The sequence below is a fragment of the Pararhodobacter sp. CCB-MM2 genome, from assembly GCF_001691415.1.
Classification (GTDB): Bacteria; Pseudomonadota; Alphaproteobacteria; order Rhodobacterales; family Rhodobacteraceae; genus Pararhodobacter.
Map to the genome: position 1 here is coordinate 109,295 of NZ_LRRR01000001.1, position 17,716 is coordinate 127,010.

Below are 17,716 nucleotides of genomic sequence, written 5' to 3' on the forward strand. Positions count from 1 at the left end.
GCCGGTTTTTTCCGCTATGCTATCGCGCGATTCTAGTTGTCAATTTTCCACGCAGACTGGGTTTGCCGATGCACAAGTCTCGTTTCGTTTTCCGCACCTTAGGGGCCCTTGCCGCCCTTGCCTGCACCACATTCGCCGCGCCCTTCACCTCGCCCGCCTTCGCGCAGGGTGCCCCCGAAGAGCCGAGCCCGATGGCGACGCAGGCACTGCGCAATGCGGCGGCAGCGGAAGGCAGCGTGCGCGTGATCGTCGGCGTCCGCAGCCCGGCAGCCCCCGAAGGCGGCCTGTCCGAAGCCGCCCGCGGTGATCAGCGCAGCCGGATCGCGGCCGCTCAAAGCTCGGTCATCGGACGCATCGGTGAGGCATCGGTGGTAAACCGCTTCGAGACCGTGCCCTTCGTGACGATGACCGTGACCCCGGCCGAGCTGGAGGCGCTGCTGACCGATCCCGAAGTGACTTCGGTCACCGTGGACGGGCTGTCGCAGCCGCATATGGACACCAGCACCGGCTTGATCGGCGCCCGCAGATTATGGCGCGCCGGGATCAACGGTACCGACACCTCGGTGGCCGTGCTGGACACCGGCATCACCTTTCGCCACCGCGCCTTCAACGATGCTCATGCGGCTGCGGCGTGCTTCTCGAGCAACTATGCGGCGGGGGGCGTCACCTCGCTGTGCCGGGGTGAGCGCGAAGTACACATCGCTCCGCTGGCCGCGCGAGAATGTGACACGTCGTTCTATGGCTGCGGCCATGGCACCCACACCTCGTCGACCGTCATGGGTCGTGCACCCCGCGCCTACCGTGGCGTGGCGCCTCAGGGTCAGTTGATCCCGATCCAGGTGTTCTCGCACTCGCCGCAATCCGCCTGTGAGCGGTTTGGCATCTACAGCGACTGCGTGTTGAGCTACGACTCGGATCAAATCGAAGCCTTGGAATACGTTGCGCGTATCGCCTCGCAGCATAACATCGTCGCGGTGAACATGAGCCTGGGGGGCAATTACTTCCGGGAAGATTGCGATAGTTCGGCCAACCCTGCTTATGTTCAAGCCGTTGCAAACCTTGTCTCGATGGGTGTTGCCGTCATCGCCTCCTCGGGAAACAACGGCTATAATCTGGGCATCGGCTTCCCGGCCTGCCTGTCGAACGTGATCGCCGTCGGCGCGACGGACGACAACGACAACATCGCGAATTTCTCGAACCAGGCACCCGGGATGGTTGACCTGATGGCGCCCGGCGTCGGCATCCGTGCTGCGGCGGCTGGCACACGTCGTGGCACCGTGTCTTTCAGCGGGACCTCGATGGCCGCGCCGCATGTGGCCGGAGCCTTTGCCCTGCTGCGCGACGCGGTCCCCAACGCGACGGTGGCGCAGATCCTCGAAGCCCTGCAATGCACCGGCGTCACGGTCAGCCGCCCCACGGTTGGCGACGAGTTCACCCGCATCAACGTCTTCGCGGCGCGCCGCCAGCTGGTGCGTGGCGGGCACCCGGGCTGTTCCTAACGGTTGCGGCCCCGGATACGGTACAGAAAGGCCCGCCCGGTCATGCACCGGGCGGGCCTTTTCAAATCCGGCGATTACGCGTTGTGCGCGGTCAGCTGCAGGAAGGCATCTTCCAGATCTGGCTCGGCCGTCGAGAGGTCGAGGATCTCCACCCCGCCTGCCTGCAGGGCCGCGATCAACGCGCCCGCGCCCATCGCGCTGCGCTTGTAGCCCAGCGCCAGCCAGCCGTCGGCGCGGTCCTCACGCGTGACGCCCTCGGGCAAAGCCACCGAGCCGACCGGACCCGCCGCGCGCACCAGAAGGGTCTTCGAATCCATCCGTGCAAGGATCGATTCGGTCGAATCTCGGATCACCAGCGTGCCGCGGTCGATGATGGCGATCTCGTCGCACATCTCCTGCGCTTCTTCGAGGTAATGCGTGGTCAGGATGATCGTCATCCCCTGCCGGTTCAGCTCGCGGACGTTGTTCCACAGCATCTGCCGCAGCTCGATATCGACGCCCGCCGTGGGTTCGTCCAGCACGAGGATCTGCGGCGCATGCACCAGCGCCTTCCCCAACAGCAGACGCCGCCGCATCCCGCCCGAGAGCGTCCGGGCATAGGCGTTCTGCTTGTCGGTGAGGCCGATCAGTTCAAGGATCTCATCCGTGCGCCGGTCGCGTGGGGGCACACCGTAAAGGCCCGCCTGCACCTCCAGCGCCTCGCGCGGGGTGAAGAAGGGATCGACGCTCAGCTCCTGCGGCATGACACCGATCGCCGCGCGCGACTGGCGCGGGTTCACGTCCTGATCGAAGCCCCAGATTTTCACCTGCCCCTCGGTCTTGCGCACGAGGCCGGCCATGATGTTGATCATCGTCGATTTGCCCGCGCCATTCGGCCCCAAGAGCCCGAAGACAGAGCCGCGCGGGATGGTCAGATCGATGCCGGTCAGCGCCTCCTTGGGGGCGGATTTGCCCGAGGCGCCATAGACCTTGCGCAGGCCGCGGATCTCGATGGCGCTTTCGGGGGCACCCTCGGGCGCCTCGGCGCTCGTCTTAACGGAGACGGTGTCGGTCATCTTGCTCCTGCCCGCGAAAATCGTCTAGATGGGCCCATCACCTAGGTCGATTGCCCCGTCGAGACAAGGAAGCGCTTATGTCCGCCACCCAGCCCGCCCATGACGCGCCCGCAACCCATGTTGCCCACGCCCGCCGCATTGCCTGCGATGGGGGCGAAGGAGCGCTGGGTCATCCGCGCGTCTGGCTGACCATCCCGCATGACACCGGCTGGGTCGAATGCCCCTATTGCGACGCCCGCTACGTGCTGGACGCCAACGCCGCCCACGACGACCACTAAGTCGCGCATGCTCTGTGCCATCGCGCACAGAGACCGGGCTGGATAACGCGCTCCTGTGCACCGATATTGGCTGCAGACCTGAAACAGGAGTGCGACCATGTCTTTCCGTCCCGTGACCAAGACCACCCGCGCCCGCCCGACCATGGAGGGCGCCGGCGTCCATCTGCATCGAGCCTTCGGCTTCGGCGATCCGTCCGAATCCGATCCGTTCCTGATGCTGGATGACTTCCGCAACGATTCGCCCGATCTCTACCGCAAGGGTTTCCCTTGGCATCCCCATCGCGGGATCGAGACGATCACCTATGTCCTCGAAGGCACCGTCGAGCACAGCGATTCGCTGGGCAACAAGGGGCGGCTGGGCTCGGGCGCGGTGCAATGGATGACGGCGGGGTCCGGCATCCTGCATCAGGAGATGCCCAAGGGGAACGCCAAGGGCCAGATGCATGGCTTCCAGCTTTGGGCGAACCTGCCGCGTTCCCTGAAGATGACTGCGCCGCGCTATCAGGACATCAAGGGTTCGGACATCGACACCGTGATCGACGACGACGGCACCGCGGTGCGCATCATCACCGGCAAGTTCTGGGGCAAGACCGGCCCGGTCGACGGCATCGCCGCCGATCCGCTGATGCTCGATGTCTCGGTGCCGCCCAACACCCGCAAGGTGCTGCCGGTCGATACCTATTCCAACACCTTCGCCTATGTCTTCGCGGGCAAGGGCACGTTCCGCGATGCCTCGCGTCCGCAGGGGATTCTCGTTGAGAAGGAGTATCGCGGCGAGGAGCTCAACCTGCGCGACATGACCGGCGACCGGACCTTGGTGCGCTTCGGCACCGGGGACGAGATCGTCGTCAATTCGGGGCCCGAGGGGATCCGGTTCCTTCTGGTGTCCGGCAAGCCGATCAAGGAGCCGGTCGCTTGGCATGGGCCGATCGTGATGAACTCGCAGGCTGAGCTAAAGCAGGCCTTCAAGGAGCTGAACAACGGCACCTTCATCAAGGACCAGTCGGACCGCAACTGGCGCTGACCTGTCCCCGTCCGGCGCGGCCCTGACCGCGCCGGGCTTGCCCTTCCGGGGCCGCCGCGCCAAACCGGCGCCATGCAGAACGCTGCCCTGATCTACCGCCGCTTCGGCCCGCCGCTTCAGGCGCTGGCGCTGGAGCCCGCACCCCTCGGGCCGCTGGCCGAAGGACAGCTGCGGGTGACGATGCACCTTTCGCCCGTCAATCCCTCGGACCTGATTCCGGTGACCGGGGCCTATGCCCATCGCATCAGCCTGCCTGCCATTGCCGGTTACGAGGGCGTCGGCCGGGTCATCGCCGCCCCGCCCCGGCTCGCAGCGCTGATCGGCCGCCGCGTGCTGCCCCTGCGCGCCGGCGGGACATGGCAGCGCGTGCTGGACTGCGTCCCGGATTGGGCGGTGCCGGTGCCCGAGGATATCCCCGACGACGCGGCCGCCCGCGCCTATGTCAACCCGATGGCGGCTCGGCAGATGCTGGCGCGCTGGCCGGCTACCGGCCGCCGTGTCCTTCTCAGCGGGGCCGGGTCACATTGCGCGGCCCTGCTGGCCCGTGGGGCGCTGGAACAGGGCGCGGTGCGGGTGCAGGCGATTTATCGCAGCCCCAGCCGCCGCGACGTGCTGATCGCGCAGGGGGTGGAGCCGATTGCCTTGCAGGATACCGCCGCTCTCTACGCCGCCGCGCGCGAGGCTGATCTGACCTTCGACGCGCTCGGCGGGTCGGTTGCCACAGCGATCCTGACGGCGATGCGCAAGGGCAGCGATTTCGTCGGATACGGGTTGCTGACGGGCGAACCCCTGCGCCCGGCAGCGCCCCCGAAGGCCGGCTACCACCGATTCCACCTGCGCGAGGCTCAGGCGAGCCTCAGCCCGCAGGATTGGCAGCATGCGTTTTCGGCGATCTGGGAAGGCATGCGGCAGGCCCCTCCCCCGCCGGCGCGGATCTTCGCGCTGGCCGATTGGCGTGCGGCGCTGGCAGCGGCCGGGGAGCCGGGCGGCATGAAGCCCATGCTGGACCTCTCCACCGGGGCCTGACACCAAAAAAGGGCGGAGGTTTCCCTCCGCCCTTTTTTCGTTCACCGCCGGGTCTTCGGACCCGTTGCCGGTCGCTCAGGCAGCCGCCTTGCGCTCGCGGAAGGACTGCTCACGCTGCAGCGCTTTCACGGCGAGGGTCATGCCCGCTTGCTTCAGCTCCTCGAGGCGACGCTCGAGTTCTTCATTGGTGATATCGGTCGGCATGGTGGTCTCCTTTCATCATCGTCATCCGCCGTCACGGAAAAACCAACGGGTCAGCGCGGCCCGGAAGGGCGCAGCTTGAACGCGAGGATTCCGTACGGAATCGCCTGGCCGGGGATGCGCAACAGGCGCGGGGTCCAACGGGGACCGAAAAAGGCCGCGCGATGGCGGCCGACCCGGGAGGCCTCCGCTATATGGCAGCTTGGGTGACCAATTTCAACCTTTGCGCCTCATCTTTCCGCAACGCGCGTTTCCCGCCACCCCCAAGGCAACGCCCGGATCGCCGCTGGACGCCCCGCCCGCCGGGGGATACCAAGGAACCAACGACGAACAGGGAGACTGGCGATGACCTTCGGCAAGGGTTCGCACCTTCATCTCATCGACGGCTCGGCCTTCATCTTCCGCGCCTATCACGCCCTCCCGCCGCTGACGCGCAAGTCGGACGGCCTGCCCGTGGGCGCCGTGCAGGGCTTTTGCAACCTGATCTGGAACGAGATTTCCGGCAGTTCGGCCAATACCTCGGTGCCGACGCATATCGCCGTGATCTTCGACGCCTCCTCGGTCACCTTCCGCAACGAGATCTACGATCTCTACAAGGCCAACCGCCCGGAACTGCCCGAGGATCTGCGCCCGCAATTCCCGCTGACCCGCGAGGCCACCCGCGCCTTCAACGTCTCCTGCATCGAGATGGAAGGCTGGGAGGCCGACGATATCATCGCCACCTATGCGCGTCTCGCGACCGAAGCGGGTGGCACGGCGACGATCATCTCGTCCGACAAGGACCTGATGCAGCTGGTCGGCCCCGGCGTGGATATGTGGGACCCGATGAAGAACAAGCTTCTGGGCCTCGATGCGGTGCTGGAGAAATTCGGCGTCGGTCCGGACAAGGTGATCGACGTGCAATCGCTGGCCGGCGACTCGGTCGATAACGTGCCCGGCGCGCCGGGGATCGGCTTGAAGACCGCCGCCCTGTTGATCAACGAATACGGCGATCTGGACACGCTTCTGGCCCGCGCCGAAGAGATCAAACAGCCCAAGCGCCGCCAGACCCTGATCGACAATGCCGAACAAATCCGCATCTCGCGCCAGTTGGTGACGCTGAGCCGTGAAGTGCCGGTCGAGGACAGCCTCGAATCGCTGGAATGCAAGAAGCCGGAATCCGAGGCGCTGCTGGACTTCCTCGCCCGGATGGAATTCCGCACGCTCACCAAGCGCATTTCCGACAAGCTGGGCGTCGAGGCCCCGGTGATCGCCGCCCCCGCCGTCGCCAAGCCCGACGGCGCCTCGGCCAAGCATGACGCGCCCGCCGAGGTGGAACATCCGCCCTTCGACAAGGCCAATTACAGCTGCGTCCGAGATCTGGACACGCTGAAGGGCTGGGTCGCGAAGATCCTCGAGCAGGGCTATGTCGCCGTCGATACCGAGACGACCTCATTGGATGAGATGCAGGCGGAACTCGTCGGCATCTCGCTCTCCGTCACGCCCGGCGAGGCCTGCTACATCCCGCTCACCCATTCCGAGGGGGCCGATGACCTCTTCGGCTCGGCCAAGCGGCTGGAGGGGCAGATCGATCCCGAGGAAGCGCTGGCGGTTCTGAAGCCGGTGCTTGAGGATGCTTCGATCCTGAAGATCGGCCAGAACATCAAGTACGACGCCAAGATCTTCGCCCGCCGCGGCGTCACGGTCGCGCCGATCGACGACACGATGCTGATGAGCTACGCGCTGCATTCGGGCCTGCACAATCACGGCATGGACGAACTGTCGGAGAAATACCTCGCCCACAGCCCGATCCCGATCAAGCCGCTGCTGGGCACCGGCAAATCCGCGCGCACCTTCGACAAAGTCTCGATCGAGGACGCGACGCCCTATGCCGCCGAGGATGCCGATATCACCCTGCGTCTGTGGCAGGTCTTCCGCCCCCGCCTGCACCGCGCCCGCGTGACGACGGTCTACGAGACGCTGGAACGGCCGCTGGTCCCGGTGCTGGCGCAGATGGAGCAGCACGGCATCCGCGTCGACCGCAACACGCTGTCGCGCATGTCCTCGGCCTTCTCGCAAACCATGGCGGGGCTGGAGGCCGAGATCCACGAATTGGCCGGTGAAAGCTTCAATGTGGGTTCGCCCAAGCAGCTCGGCGAGATCCTGTTCGACAAGCTCTCGCTGCCCGGCGGCAAGAAGGGCAAGACCGGCGCCTATTCCACCGGCGCCGATATCCTCGAGGATCTGGCAACCGAGCATGAGCTGCCCGGCAAGGTGCTGGACTGGCGGCAGGTCTCGAAGCTGAAATCGACCTACACGGACGCGCTGCAGGACCATATCAACCCGGAAACCGGGCGCGTGCACACCTCCTACGCGCAGACCGGGGCGAACACGGGGCGTCTGGCGTCGACCGATCCCAACCTGCAGAACATCCCCGTCCGCACAGAGGAAGGCCGCCGCATCCGCGAGGCCTTCGTGGCCGAACCCGGCAAGAAGCTTGTGAGCCTCGATTACAGTCAGATCGAACTCAGGATCCTCGCCCATGTCGCCGACATCCCGGCCCTGAAGGACGCCTTCCGCGACGGGCTCGACATCCATGCGATGACCGCGTCCGAGATGTTCGGGGTGCCTTTGGACGAGATGACCTCCGAGGTCCGCCGCCGCGCCAAGGCGATCAACTTTGGCGTCATCTACGGCATCTCGGGCTTCGGCCTTGCCCGCAACCTGCGCATCCCGCGGGCCGAAGCGCAGGCCTTCATTGACACCTATTTCGAGCGTTTCCCCGGCATCCGCGACTACATGGACAAGACCATCGACTTCGCGAAGGCGCATGCTTACGTCGAGACCCTGTTCGGCCGCCGCATCCACACGCCCGAGATCAACGCCAAGGGCCCGGGTGCCGGTTTCGCCCGCCGCGGCGCGATCAACGCGCCCATTCAGGGCACCGCCGCCGACATCATCCGCCGCGCGATGATCCGCATCCCCGAGGCGATCAAGGACCTGCCGGCGAAGATGCTGCTGCAGGTTCACGATGAACTGGTCTTTGAGGTCGACGAGGGCGCGGTGGACGACACGATCAAGGTGGTGAAGGCGGTGATGGAAAATGCCCATGCCCCGGCTGTGCGGATCGACGTGCCGCTGATCGTCGAGGCCGGTGTGGGCGACAACTGGGCGCAGGCGCATTGAGCCGTCCATGAGCAGGCCCCGCCCCCGCCCACGCGGCCCGAAACAGGCCACGCGGCTCATTGCTTTCAACAAGCCGATGAATGTGCTCAGCCAGTTCACGGATGACACGCATTGGCCGGGGCTGAAACGCTACCTCGACCTGCCGGGCCTCTACCCGGCGGGGCGGCTGGACCGCGACAGCGAGGGGCTGCTGCTGCTGACGAACGACGGCATCCTGCAGGCGCGGATCACCGATCCCAAGGACAAGATGCCCAAGACCTATTACGCCCAGGTCGAGGGCACGGTCACGCCCGAGGCCCTCGCCACCCTCCGCGGCGGCATGGAGCTGAACGACGGCCGAACCCGCCCGGCCGAGGCCGAGGAAGTCCCCGAGCCCGACTGGCTCTGGCCCCGCGATCCGCCCGTGCGCTTTCGCAAATCGGTCCCCGAGGCCTGGCTCCGCCTGACCATCACCGAAGGCCGAAACCGCCAGGTCCGCCGCATGTGCGCCCATGTCGGCCTCCCCGTCCTGCGCCTCGTCCGCTGGTCCGTCGGCCCCCACACAGTCGCCGATCTCGCCCCCGGCGACTGGCGCGACCTCCCCCTCTGACCTCATCTTCGTTCTAAAAATATCCTGGGGGTGAGCCCGCGGGGCGAGGGGGCAAAGCCCCCTTCACCGCGCTTGCAAATCAGCGCCACTCCGCCAAACTCCCCCCATGATCAGCACCTACGACGAGCTCCGCGCCTTCGCCCTCTCGCTCAACCTGCCGATGGTCGAGGACGGCACCGGCTGGGGCCGCCCCTGCCTGCGCGCGCACGGCAAGATGTGGGTCTGGTGGTCGCCCTATGTCGACGCCGCCGTCTTCCCCTGCGATTTCGACGAACGCGAGATGCTGCTTGCAGCCGATCCTGAGACCTTCCAGCTGCATCCCCATTATGCGCCCCACAAGTTCATCCTCGTCAACGCCGGCCATATCGACCCCGCCTGGGCCGGCCCGCGCCTGATCGCCCGCTGGCGCGAGATGGCCCCGAAACGCTGGCTCAAAAGCTGGGACGCCGGGCAACCCAGTTAAGAAGGCTGGGGGCTCTGCCCCCTCGTCGCTGCGCGGCCCTCGGCTTGTGCCTCGGGCGTTCGTGCCTGAGGGCGCGCCACTGGCGCCCCCTCCGGGCGGCCCTCACCCCCCAGGATATTTTCAGAGCGAAGATGATCAGAGGCCGGCTTCGACCCGGTGGCCGGGCGCATAGGTGAGACGGACCCAAGTGATGGGCGTCTCGGCGCGGGTCGAGCGGTCGAGGGCGAGGAGGGCGGTGCCAGGAGCGCAGTTCAACGCCTCGGCATGGGCGGCATCGGCGGGTAGGGCGTGGAAGGCGAGCGTGCCTTCTGAATAGCTAACATTGCCAACGAGCCATTCATTGGGGCTGAGGGCGGTGAAGTCGACGTCTTCTGAGACCGCCGGATTGAGCCAGCGATCCTCGAGGCAGTAGGGCGCGTCATCGGCCAAGTGGAGGGCACGGATGTGGCGCAGGGGCAGGGTGCCCATGATCTGTTGCAGCGTCTCCGGCGGGGTTTCCACAAGGTCTGAGAGCAGGCGATATCCCGGTTTCTGGCCACGTTCCTCGATGTCCTGCCGGATGATCGGGATCGTCAGCGTCGCGCGGCGCACCGGCGTCAGCGGCACGCGGGTGCCACCCTTGCGCCGACGTTCCAGATATCCCTGCTCCGCGAGGTCGCGCAAAGCCCGGTTGACCGTCGCCCGCGCGCAGCCCCAAGCCTCGGCCAAAGCGACCTCGTCGGGGATGCGCTCGCCCGGCGCCCAGTCGCGGGCGCGGATGCGCGCCAAGGCCTCGTCGCGGGCCTCCTGCCAGCCGGTGATGGCTCTCATTCCGCCGCCTTCAACCGCCTTGTCACCGCGCGATAGCCGGCCTCGATCTGGTCATGCAAGGGGTGACGGCCCCCCGTGACGACATGCCGCCCGGCGGACCAGACCTCGGCGACCGCGCAGTCATCTCCCGCGAAGATCCACGCGTCGAGCAGGGCGTCGCCTTCGCGGCCTTCCAGATCCACCCGGTCGCAATCGAGCGCCACGAGGTCTGCGAGCTTCCCCACCGCGATGGAGCCGGTATCGCGGCCCGCCGCCTGCGCGCCGCCCTTCAGCGCGCCTTGGAACAGCACGCGGCCGGTCGACGCCTGATCGGTCGCCAACATCGCCCGGCCCTTGTCGCGCAAGCGCTGCGACATTTCCAGAACGCGCAATTCCTCGGTCAGGGTGATGCGGATATTGCTGTCCGAGCCGATGCCGAAAGCGCCGCCCGCTTGGGTCCAGGCAACGCCGTCAAAGATGCCGTCGCCAAGCGAGCTTTCGGTGATCGGGCAGAGGCCTGCCACCGCGCCCGAGCGTGCCAGCGCTCTGGTCTCCTGCCGCTCCATCTGCGTGCAATGGATCAGGCACCAGCGGTCATCGACCTCGGCATTCGCGAGCAGCCACTCAACCGGGCGCGCGCCATAGGCGGCTTCGATCTCCTCCACCTCGGCGACTTGTTCGGCGAGATGCATATGGATCGGCGCTTCGGGGCGGAGGGTGGCGCATGCGGCCAAGCCCTCACGCGTCACGGCGCGCAGGGAATGGGGCGCGATGCCGAGGCGGGCGTCCTCGGGGAGGGCCTTCAGCGCGGCCTCGGCGCCCTCGATGATCGGAATATAACCATGGACATCATTGCGGAACCGCACCTGTCCGGGGCTCAATTCGCGGCCATCGACGCCGCCTTGCGTATAGAGGACCGGCAGGAGCGTCAGGCCGATCCCCGTTTGTGCGGCGGCGGCGGCGATGCGGGCGGACATCTCGGCGCGCTCGGCATAGGGCACGCCGCCCGGCGCATGGTGGAGGTAGTGGAATTCCACCGAGGCGCCGTAGCCCGCCTCCAGCATCTCCATCTGCACATAGGCGGTGATGGCCTGCACATCCTCGGGCGTCAGCTGGTCGAGGAAGCGGAACATCAACCGCCGCCAGGTCCAGAACGAGTCGCTGCCCGAGGGGCCGCGACGTTCGGTCATGCCGGCCATCGCACGCTGGAAGGCATGAGAATGCAGGTTCGCGGGCGCAGGCAGCAGCGCGTCGAGGCGTTTGTCGCCGGGCATCGGCGCGGCGCCGACTGTGACTTCGCCGATGCGCGTGCCTTGAAGCGTGACGGCGACGTCCTTGGCCCAACCGTCGGGCAGGAGGGCTTGGGCAGCATGAAGGCGCATCGATTTCTCCGTTGACGGCTGGAATATGTATGCACATATTAACGCTCAACAACGGAGTCGCAAGATGGAATCGGCAGATCTGATCCTGACAAATGCCCGCCTCGCCCCCGGATTCGGGCCTGAGCGGAGCGCCGTGGCCATCGGTGGCGGGCGCATCCTCTATGCGGGGCCCGAGGCCGGTCTGACACTGGACGGCCCGCGCGAGGATCAGGGCGGGCGTGTGATCACACCCGCGCTGATCGATTGCCACACGCATCTGGTCTACGGCGGCAACCGCGCGCGGGAATTTGCGATGCGGCTGGAAGGGGCCTCGTATGAGGAAATCGCGCGGGCTGGCGGCGGCATTGTCTCGACGGTCGGGGCTACCCGTTCGGCGAGCGAGGAAGAGCTATTCCGGCAAGCCATGCCGCGGTTGAAAACACTGCTGGCCGAGGGTGTGACGACGGTCGAGATCAAGTCGGGCTATGGTCTGGATCTCGACACCGAGCTGAAAATGCTGCGCGTTGCCAAACGCTTGGGGCAAAAGTTGCCCGTGCGGGTGGTGACCGCCTATCTCGGCGCCCATGCCCTGCCGCCGGAATACAAAGACCAACCTGACGCCTATTTGTCTGACGTCTGTATCCCTGCCCTGCGCGCCGCCCATGCCGAGGGTCTGGTCGATGCCGTCGACGGCTTCTGCGAGGGGATCGCCTTCTCGCCCGAACAAATCGCCTTGGTCTTCGATGAGGCGAGGGCCCTCGGCCTGCCGGTGAAGCTGCATGCGGAACAACTCAGTGCCCTTGGCGGTACGGCGCTAGCCGCTCGCTACGGAGCCCTCAGCGCGGACCACGTTGAATACGCGACTGAAGAGGACGCCCGCCTCATGGCCGCCTCGGGTACGGTCGCCGTCCTGCTGCCCGGTGCCTTTTACGCCCTGCGCGAGACGCAGATGCCCCCCGTCGCCGCCTTCCGCAAACAGGGCGTGCCGATGGCCGTGGCGACCGACGCAAACCCCGGAACCTCGCCGCTGACCTCGCTGCTGCTGACCATGAACATGGCCTGCACGCTGTTCCGCCTGACGCCCGACGAGGCGCTGCGCGGGGCGACGGAGCATGCCGCTACGGCGCTCGGCCTCACGGATTGCGGGCGTCTCGCGCCCGGTCTTCGCGCGGATCTCGCCGTCTGGGAGGTCGAAGATCCCGCTGAACTTGCCTACCGCATCGGGTTCAACCCGCTCCACGCCCGCTATCTTGAAGGCCGCAAATGCTGACGCTCATTCCCGGTAACACCGACCTGCAAACCCTTGAAATGCTGTGGCGAGAGGGGCGGGACTTCCGGCTCGACGCCTCGGCGCGCGAGGGGGTCGAGGCCGCCGCCGCCATCGTCCGGCAGGCCGCCGAGGGCAAGGTCGCGGTCTATGGCGTGAACACCGGCTTCGGCAAGCTCGCCTCGGTCAAGATCGCGCCCGAGGACACCGCAACCCTGCAGCGCAACCTGATCCTGTCGCATTGCTGCGGCGTCGGTGAGGCGCTGGACGTGAACACCACCCGCCTGATGATGGCGCTGAAGCTCCTGAGTCTTGGGCGCGGGGCCTCTGGCGTGCGCTGGGAGGTTATCGCCCAGATCGAGGCGCTGATCGCCAAGGGCGTGACCCCGGTCGTGCCGGCTCAGGGCTCGGTCGGCGCTTCGGGCGACCTCGCGCCGCTCGCGCATATGACGGCGGTGATGTTGGGCCATGGCGAGGCCTGGCTTGAAGGCGCGCGGATGGGCGGGGCGCAAGCGCTTGAAAAGGCAGGGATCGCGCCGATCACTCTGGGGCCGAAAGAGGGCCTAGCGCTGATCAACGGCACGCAATTCTCGACCGCGCTGGCGCTGGTCGGGCTGTTCGACGGCTGGCGCATGGCCCGCGCGGCGCTGGTCACGGGCTGCCTGTCGACGGACGCGATCATGGGCTCGACGGCACCCCTGCAGCCGATGATCCATTCGCTGCGCGGCCATAAGGGGCAGATCAATGTCGCCGCGCAGATGCGCGCGTTGATGGAGGGCTCGGTGATCCGCGAGAGCCACCGCGAGGGTGATACCCGCGTGCAGGACCCGTATTGCATCCGCTGCCAGCCGCAGGTGTTGGGCGCGGCGGTGGATCTGCTGCAGCAGGTGGCTGGGACGTTGGAGATCGAGGCGAATGCCGTGACCGACAACCCGCTGGTCACGCCCGAGGGCATCTTGTCCGGGGGTAACTTCCACGCGGAACCCGTTGCTTTCGCTGCGGATATCATCGCTCTGGCTCTGGCCGAGATCGGCGCGATCGCCCAGCGTCGCGTGGCGTTGATGGTCGATCCGACCCTGAGCCACGACTTGCCGCCGTTCCTGACGCCGGATCCGGGTCTGAACTCGGGCTATATGATCGCCGAGGTCACTACCGCCGCTTTGATGAGCGAAAACAAGCACCTTGCGACGCCTTGTTCGACCGATTCCACGCCGACTTCGGCCAATCAGGAAGACCATGTCAGCATGGCCGCCCATGGCGCGCGGCGGTTGCAACGGATGAATGCGAACCTCTCGGTGATCCTGGGGGTCGAGGCGCTCTGCGCGGCGCAGGGGATCGGCTACCGCGCGCCTCTGGCCACCGCGCCGAAGCTTGCCGCTGTGATCACAGCCCTGCGCGCCAAGGTGCCGGCTTTGGCCGACGACCGCTATCTGGCGCCGGAGATCGAGGTTGCGGCTGGGCTGGTGCGGGGCGATGTGCTCGCCTCGGCGGCCGGGTTGGAGTTCGCGCTGTGACGCCGGTCGATATCCTTGAGGGCGATAGCCCGCTGATCCTCGGGCTGCCGCATACCGGCACCTATCTGCCGCCCGAGATATTCGCCCGGCTGACCCCGCGTGGGCAGGTGCTGGCGGATACGGATTGGCATATTCACACGCTCTATGAAGGGCTTGTGCCTGGAGCGACGACGGTCCGGGCAACCTTTCATCGCTATGTCATCGACGCGAACCGCCCGCCGGATGGCGAGAGCCTCTATCCCGGGCAGAACACGACGGGCCTCGTGCCGCTGACGGATTTCGACGGTGAGAACATTTGGCTCTCGGAGCCCGATGCGCCCGAGATCGAGGCACGGCGTCAGCAGTTCCATGCGGTCTACCATGCGGCGCTTGCCGAGCAGGTGGCGCGGGTGAAGGCGCGGCATGGCGTGGCGATCCTGTATGATTGCCACTCGATCCGGTCGCATATCCCGTTCCTGTTTGAGGGCACGCTGCCCGATTTCAACAACGGTACGGCGAATGGCACTACCTGTGATCCGAGGATCGAAGCTCTGGTCGCGGAAAAGTGCCTTGGGGCAGAGGGTTACACCTCGATCCTCAATGGTCGCTTCAAGGGCGGCTGGACGACCCGCCACTACGGTCAGCCGCAGGACGGGGTGCATGCGATCCAGATGGAACTGGCTCAATCGACCCATCTGACGACCGAGGAACCGCCCTTCGCCTATGACGCGCAGAAGGCTGAGGCGCTCCGCACCCATCTCCAATCCATTCTCGAGGGCCTTGTCGCTCTCGCCCCACAACTTCGCGCCGCAACGCGCTGATCCTGAAAGGGAAACCGATGAACAATCCCCGTCACAACACCCGCGACATCTTCCCGCCGACCGGGCCTGAGATCACCGCCAAGTCCTGGCAGACCGAGGCGGCGATGCGGATGCTGATGAACAACCTGCATCCCGATGTAGCCGAGAACCCGCATGAGCTGGTGGTCTATGGCGGCATCGGTCGGGCGGCGCGGACCTGGAAGGATTTCGACCAGATCGTTGCGAGCCTCAAGTCGCTGGAATCGAACGAAACCCTGCTGGTGCAGTCCGGCAAGCCGGTGGGCATCTTCCGGACCCATGCCGATGCGCCGCGGGTGCTGATCGCGAACTCGAACCTCGTGCCGCATTGGGCCAATTGGGACCATTTCAACAAGCTCGATAAGGCCGGGCTGATGATGTACGGCCAGATGACCGCCGGGTCCTGGATCTATATCGGCACACAGGGCATCGTGCAGGGCACCTACGAGACCTTCGCCGAGGCCGGACGCCAGCATTACGGCGGCAGTCTGAAGGGCAAGTGGATCCTGACCGCGGGTCTGGGCGGCATGGGCGGCGCGCAGCCGCTGGCGGCGGTGATGGCGGGGGCCTGCTGTCTGGCGGTCGAATGCGACGAGACGCGCGCCGATTTCCGCATCCGCACCCGCTACTGCGACGCGAAGGCGCATACGCTCGACGAGGCGCTGGCGCTGATCGCTGAGTGGACCGCCGCGGGCGAGGCCAAGTCGGTCGCGCTGATCGGTAACGCGGCCGAGGTCTTCCCCGAGCTCGTGCGCCGGATGAAGGCGGGCGAGGTGCGGCCGGATATCGTCACGGACCAGACCTCGGCGCATGATCCTGTCCATGGATACCTTCCGCTCGGCTGGAGCGTGGCCGAGTGGCGCGCGAAGCAGGAGAGCGATCCGAAGGCGGTGGAGAAGGCCGCGCGCGCCTCGATGAAGACGCATGTCGCGGCGATGGTCGACTTCTGGAACGCGGGCGTGCCGACGCTGGATTACGGCAACAACATCCGGCAGGTCGCGCAGGAGGAGGGGCTGGAGAATGCCTTCGCCTTCCCGGGCTTCGTGCCGGCCTATATCCGGCCCCTGTTCTGCAAGGGGATCGGGCCGTTCCGCTGGTGCGCGCTCTCGGGCGACCCCGAGGATATCGCCAAGACCGACGCGAAGATGAAGGAGCTGTTCCCCGAGAACGCCCATCTGCATCGCTGGCTTGACATGGCGGCCGAGCGGATCGCCTTCCAGGGTCTGCCGGCGCGGATCTGCTGGATTGGCCTCGGCGATCGTCACCGCGCGGGTCTCGCCTTCAACGAGATGGTCCGCAATGGCGAGCTGAAGGCGCCGGTGGTGATCGGACGTGATCACCTCGACTCGGGCTCGGTCGCCAGCCCCAACCGTGAGACCGAGGCGATGAAGGATGGCTCGGATGCCGTCTCCGACTGGCCGCTGCTGAACGCGCTTCTGAACACCGCCTCGGGCGCGACCTGGGTGTCGTTGCACCATGGGGGCGGCGTGGGCATGGGCTTCTCGCAGCATTCGGGCATGGTCATTGTCTGTGACGGCACCGAGGAGGCCGACGAGCGCCTTGGCCGCGTGTTGTGGAACGACCCGGCGACCGGCGTGATGCGCCACGCCGATGCGGGCTATGACATCGCCGTTGACTGCGCCAAGCAGCATGGGCTGAACTTGCCTGCGATCCTCTAAACAGTGACGACGACATTCCCGGGCTTATGGCCCGAGGAGGCGAGGCGATGCGCCTCGACCACCTCGGCCAGCGGGAAGGTCACGATTTCCGGCCGGTAGCCCTGTGCGTGATAACTCAGCGCTCGGGTCAGGGCATCGCGGGTCTCTTTGACGATGCCGGCTGCCAGACGGTGCTGCCCGCGCCTCGGGCGTAGGGCCGCGCCGAGTTGAGGGAGAAGATCGGCCGTCGCCATGGCCAATCGGCCATTGTCTGACATTATCGGGCGCGCCACGGCATAGGGCAGGGTGCCCGGGATGTCGAAGATCACGTCGACGGGGCCAGCGGGAAGGCCATTGCGGTAGTCGTGGACATGCGCCGCGCCCATAGATTGCGCGAAAGCGTGGTTCGGGGTGCTGCAGGTGGCTGTGACCTCGGCCCCGAGATGAGTGCCCAGCCAGACGGCGGGCGCGCCGACCGCGCCGGTGGCGCCGTTGACCAGAAGCCGCTCGCCGGGTTGCAGCCCGCATTGGTCGATGAGGAAATCGGCGGCGGTGAGGATACCGAAGAAATACCCGGCAGCCTCGGGCGCGGTCAGGCTCTCGGGGCGGGGCAGCACCAACTTGTCGGCGCTGACCACACAATACTCGGCCCCGGCCCCCATGCGCATCCCGTCGGTGATACCCATCACGGCGGTGCCCTCGGACCATCCCGTGACATCCGACCCGATGCCCGCGACGACACCGGCGAACTCGCGGCCCAAGACGGGCTGGCGAGGGCGGGTCAGGCCGAACATCAACCGCAGCATCGGGCCCATCCCGCGCGGCACGTCGAGACCGCGGATACGCGCGTCGCCTCGGGTGACGCCGAAGGCCCCGACACGGATCAGCAGCTGGCCGGGGCCGGGCACGGGGCGGGGAAGAGTCTCGATCGCCATCACCTCGGGGCCGCCGTAGCGGCGGGCGGTGGCGGCCTGCATGAGGTCGGGCATCAAACTCTCCACGGGAACGC

General features: G+C 66.7%; 16 protein-coding genes. 11 read left to right on the forward strand and 5 right to left on the reverse strand.

Annotated elements, in window-relative coordinates:
* Positions 1–68 precede the first annotated feature (68 nt).
* Positions 69–1,499 carry a S8 family serine peptidase gene (locus BCY78_RS00520; RefSeq protein WP_068296318.1) on the forward strand — a complete coding sequence of 477 codons (1,431 nt, stop codon included), beginning with the start codon at positions 69–71 and terminating at the stop codon, positions 1,497–1,499.
* Between the two features lie 74 nt (positions 1,500–1,573).
* Here BCY78_RS00520 and BCY78_RS00525 read toward each other — a convergent pair whose 3' ends face one another.
* Complete coding sequence (locus BCY78_RS00525; RefSeq protein WP_068296320.1) at positions 1,574–2,554, reverse strand: ABC transporter ATP-binding protein; 981 nt, start codon at positions 2,552–2,554, stop codon at positions 1,574–1,576.
* A 77-nt stretch (positions 2,555–2,631) separates the two neighbouring features.
* Here BCY78_RS00525 and BCY78_RS00530 point away from each other — a divergent pair, with 77 nt between their 5' ends.
* The 3 genes from BCY78_RS00530 (at position 2,632) to BCY78_RS00540 (ending at position 4,882) form a co-directional block, all read left to right on the forward strand.
* Positions 2,632–2,832 (forward strand): zinc-finger domain-containing protein, encoded by a 201-nt coding sequence (locus BCY78_RS00530; protein ID WP_068296323.1) that lies wholly within the window; start codon positions 2,632–2,634, stop codon positions 2,830–2,832.
* 97 nt (positions 2,833–2,929) lie between these two features.
* Entirely contained in the window at positions 2,930–3,856 is a 927-nt protein-coding gene (locus BCY78_RS00535) for a pirin family protein (protein ID WP_068296325.1), read from the forward strand.
* Positions 3,857–3,928: 72 nt separating this feature from the next.
* Positions 3,929–4,882 (forward strand): alcohol dehydrogenase, encoded by a 954-nt coding sequence (locus BCY78_RS00540; protein ID WP_068296328.1) that lies wholly within the window; start codon positions 3,929–3,931, stop codon positions 4,880–4,882.
* A gap of 75 nt (positions 4,883–4,957) precedes the next feature.
* Here BCY78_RS00540 and BCY78_RS26155 read toward each other — a convergent pair whose 3' ends face one another.
* Positions 4,958–5,086 carry a hypothetical protein gene (locus BCY78_RS26155; protein WP_255402780.1) on the reverse strand — a complete coding sequence of 43 codons (129 nt, stop codon included), beginning with the start codon at positions 5,084–5,086 and terminating at the stop codon, positions 4,958–4,960.
* Between the two features lie 342 nt (positions 5,087–5,428).
* On the opposite strand from BCY78_RS26155, the gene polA reads away from it, so the two are divergent.
* From polA to BCY78_RS00555, 3 genes are all read left to right on the forward strand, one after another.
* Positions 5,429–8,248, forward strand: a complete 2,820-nt coding sequence (polA, locus tag BCY78_RS00545; protein ID WP_068296332.1) for a DNA polymerase I — start codon at positions 5,429–5,431, stop codon at positions 8,246–8,248.
* A gap of 7 nt (positions 8,249–8,255) precedes the next feature.
* Positions 8,256–8,837 carry a pseudouridine synthase gene (locus tag BCY78_RS00550; RefSeq protein WP_068296335.1) on the forward strand — a complete coding sequence of 194 codons (582 nt, stop codon included), beginning with the start codon at positions 8,256–8,258 and terminating at the stop codon, positions 8,835–8,837.
* Positions 8,838–8,943: 106 nt separating this feature from the next.
* On the forward strand, positions 8,944–9,300 hold the full coding sequence (locus BCY78_RS00555) for an MmcQ/YjbR family DNA-binding protein (protein WP_068296338.1): 357 nt from the start codon (positions 8,944–8,946) through the stop codon (positions 9,298–9,300).
* 135 nt (positions 9,301–9,435) lie between these two features.
* On the opposite strand, the gene BCY78_RS00560 is transcribed toward BCY78_RS00555, so the two are convergent.
* Together BCY78_RS00560 and BCY78_RS00565 are read right to left on the reverse strand one after the other, a co-directional pair.
* Entirely contained in the window at positions 9,436–10,110 is a 675-nt protein-coding gene (locus BCY78_RS00560; protein WP_068296341.1) for a GntR family transcriptional regulator, read from the reverse strand.
* A complete protein-coding gene (locus BCY78_RS00565; RefSeq protein ID WP_068296344.1) occupies positions 10,107–11,471 on the reverse strand; it encodes a formimidoylglutamate deiminase in 1,365 nt (454 codons plus the stop codon). Before BCY78_RS00565 ends, BCY78_RS00560 begins: the two co-directional genes overlap by 4 nt.
* A 79-nt stretch (positions 11,472–11,550) precedes the next feature.
* On the opposite strand from BCY78_RS00565, the gene hutI reads away from it, so the two are divergent.
* The 4 genes from hutI to hutU are packed head-to-tail and all read left to right on the forward strand — an operon-like array spanning position 11,551 to position 16,728.
* Positions 11,551–12,720: an imidazolonepropionase gene (gene hutI, locus BCY78_RS00570; RefSeq protein WP_369808688.1), complete on the forward strand. Its 1,170-nt coding sequence runs from the start codon at positions 11,551–11,553 to the stop codon at positions 12,718–12,720.
* A complete protein-coding gene (hutH, locus tag BCY78_RS00575) occupies positions 12,714–14,231 on the forward strand; it encodes a histidine ammonia-lyase (protein WP_068296350.1) in 1,518 nt (505 codons plus the stop codon). Before hutI ends, hutH begins: the two co-directional genes overlap by 7 nt.
* Positions 14,228–15,031 (forward strand): N-formylglutamate deformylase, encoded by an 804-nt coding sequence (hutG, locus tag BCY78_RS00580; RefSeq protein ID WP_068296352.1) that lies wholly within the window; start codon positions 14,228–14,230, stop codon positions 15,029–15,031. The genes hutH and hutG overlap by 4 nt, the downstream gene beginning before the upstream one ends.
* Positions 15,032–15,048: 17 nt before the next feature.
* On the forward strand, positions 15,049–16,728 hold the full coding sequence (gene hutU, locus BCY78_RS00585; protein ID WP_068296355.1) for a urocanate hydratase: 1,680 nt from the start codon (positions 15,049–15,051) through the stop codon (positions 16,726–16,728).
* On the opposite strand, the gene BCY78_RS00590 is transcribed toward hutU, so the two are convergent.
* The gene (locus BCY78_RS00590) at positions 16,725–17,696 is read right to left on the reverse strand and encodes an NAD(P)-dependent alcohol dehydrogenase (RefSeq protein ID WP_158515883.1); all 972 of its coding nucleotides are present in this window, start codon (positions 17,694–17,696) and stop codon (positions 16,725–16,727) included. The genes hutU and BCY78_RS00590 overlap by 4 nt on opposite strands.
* Positions 17,697–17,716 lie beyond the last annotated feature (20 nt).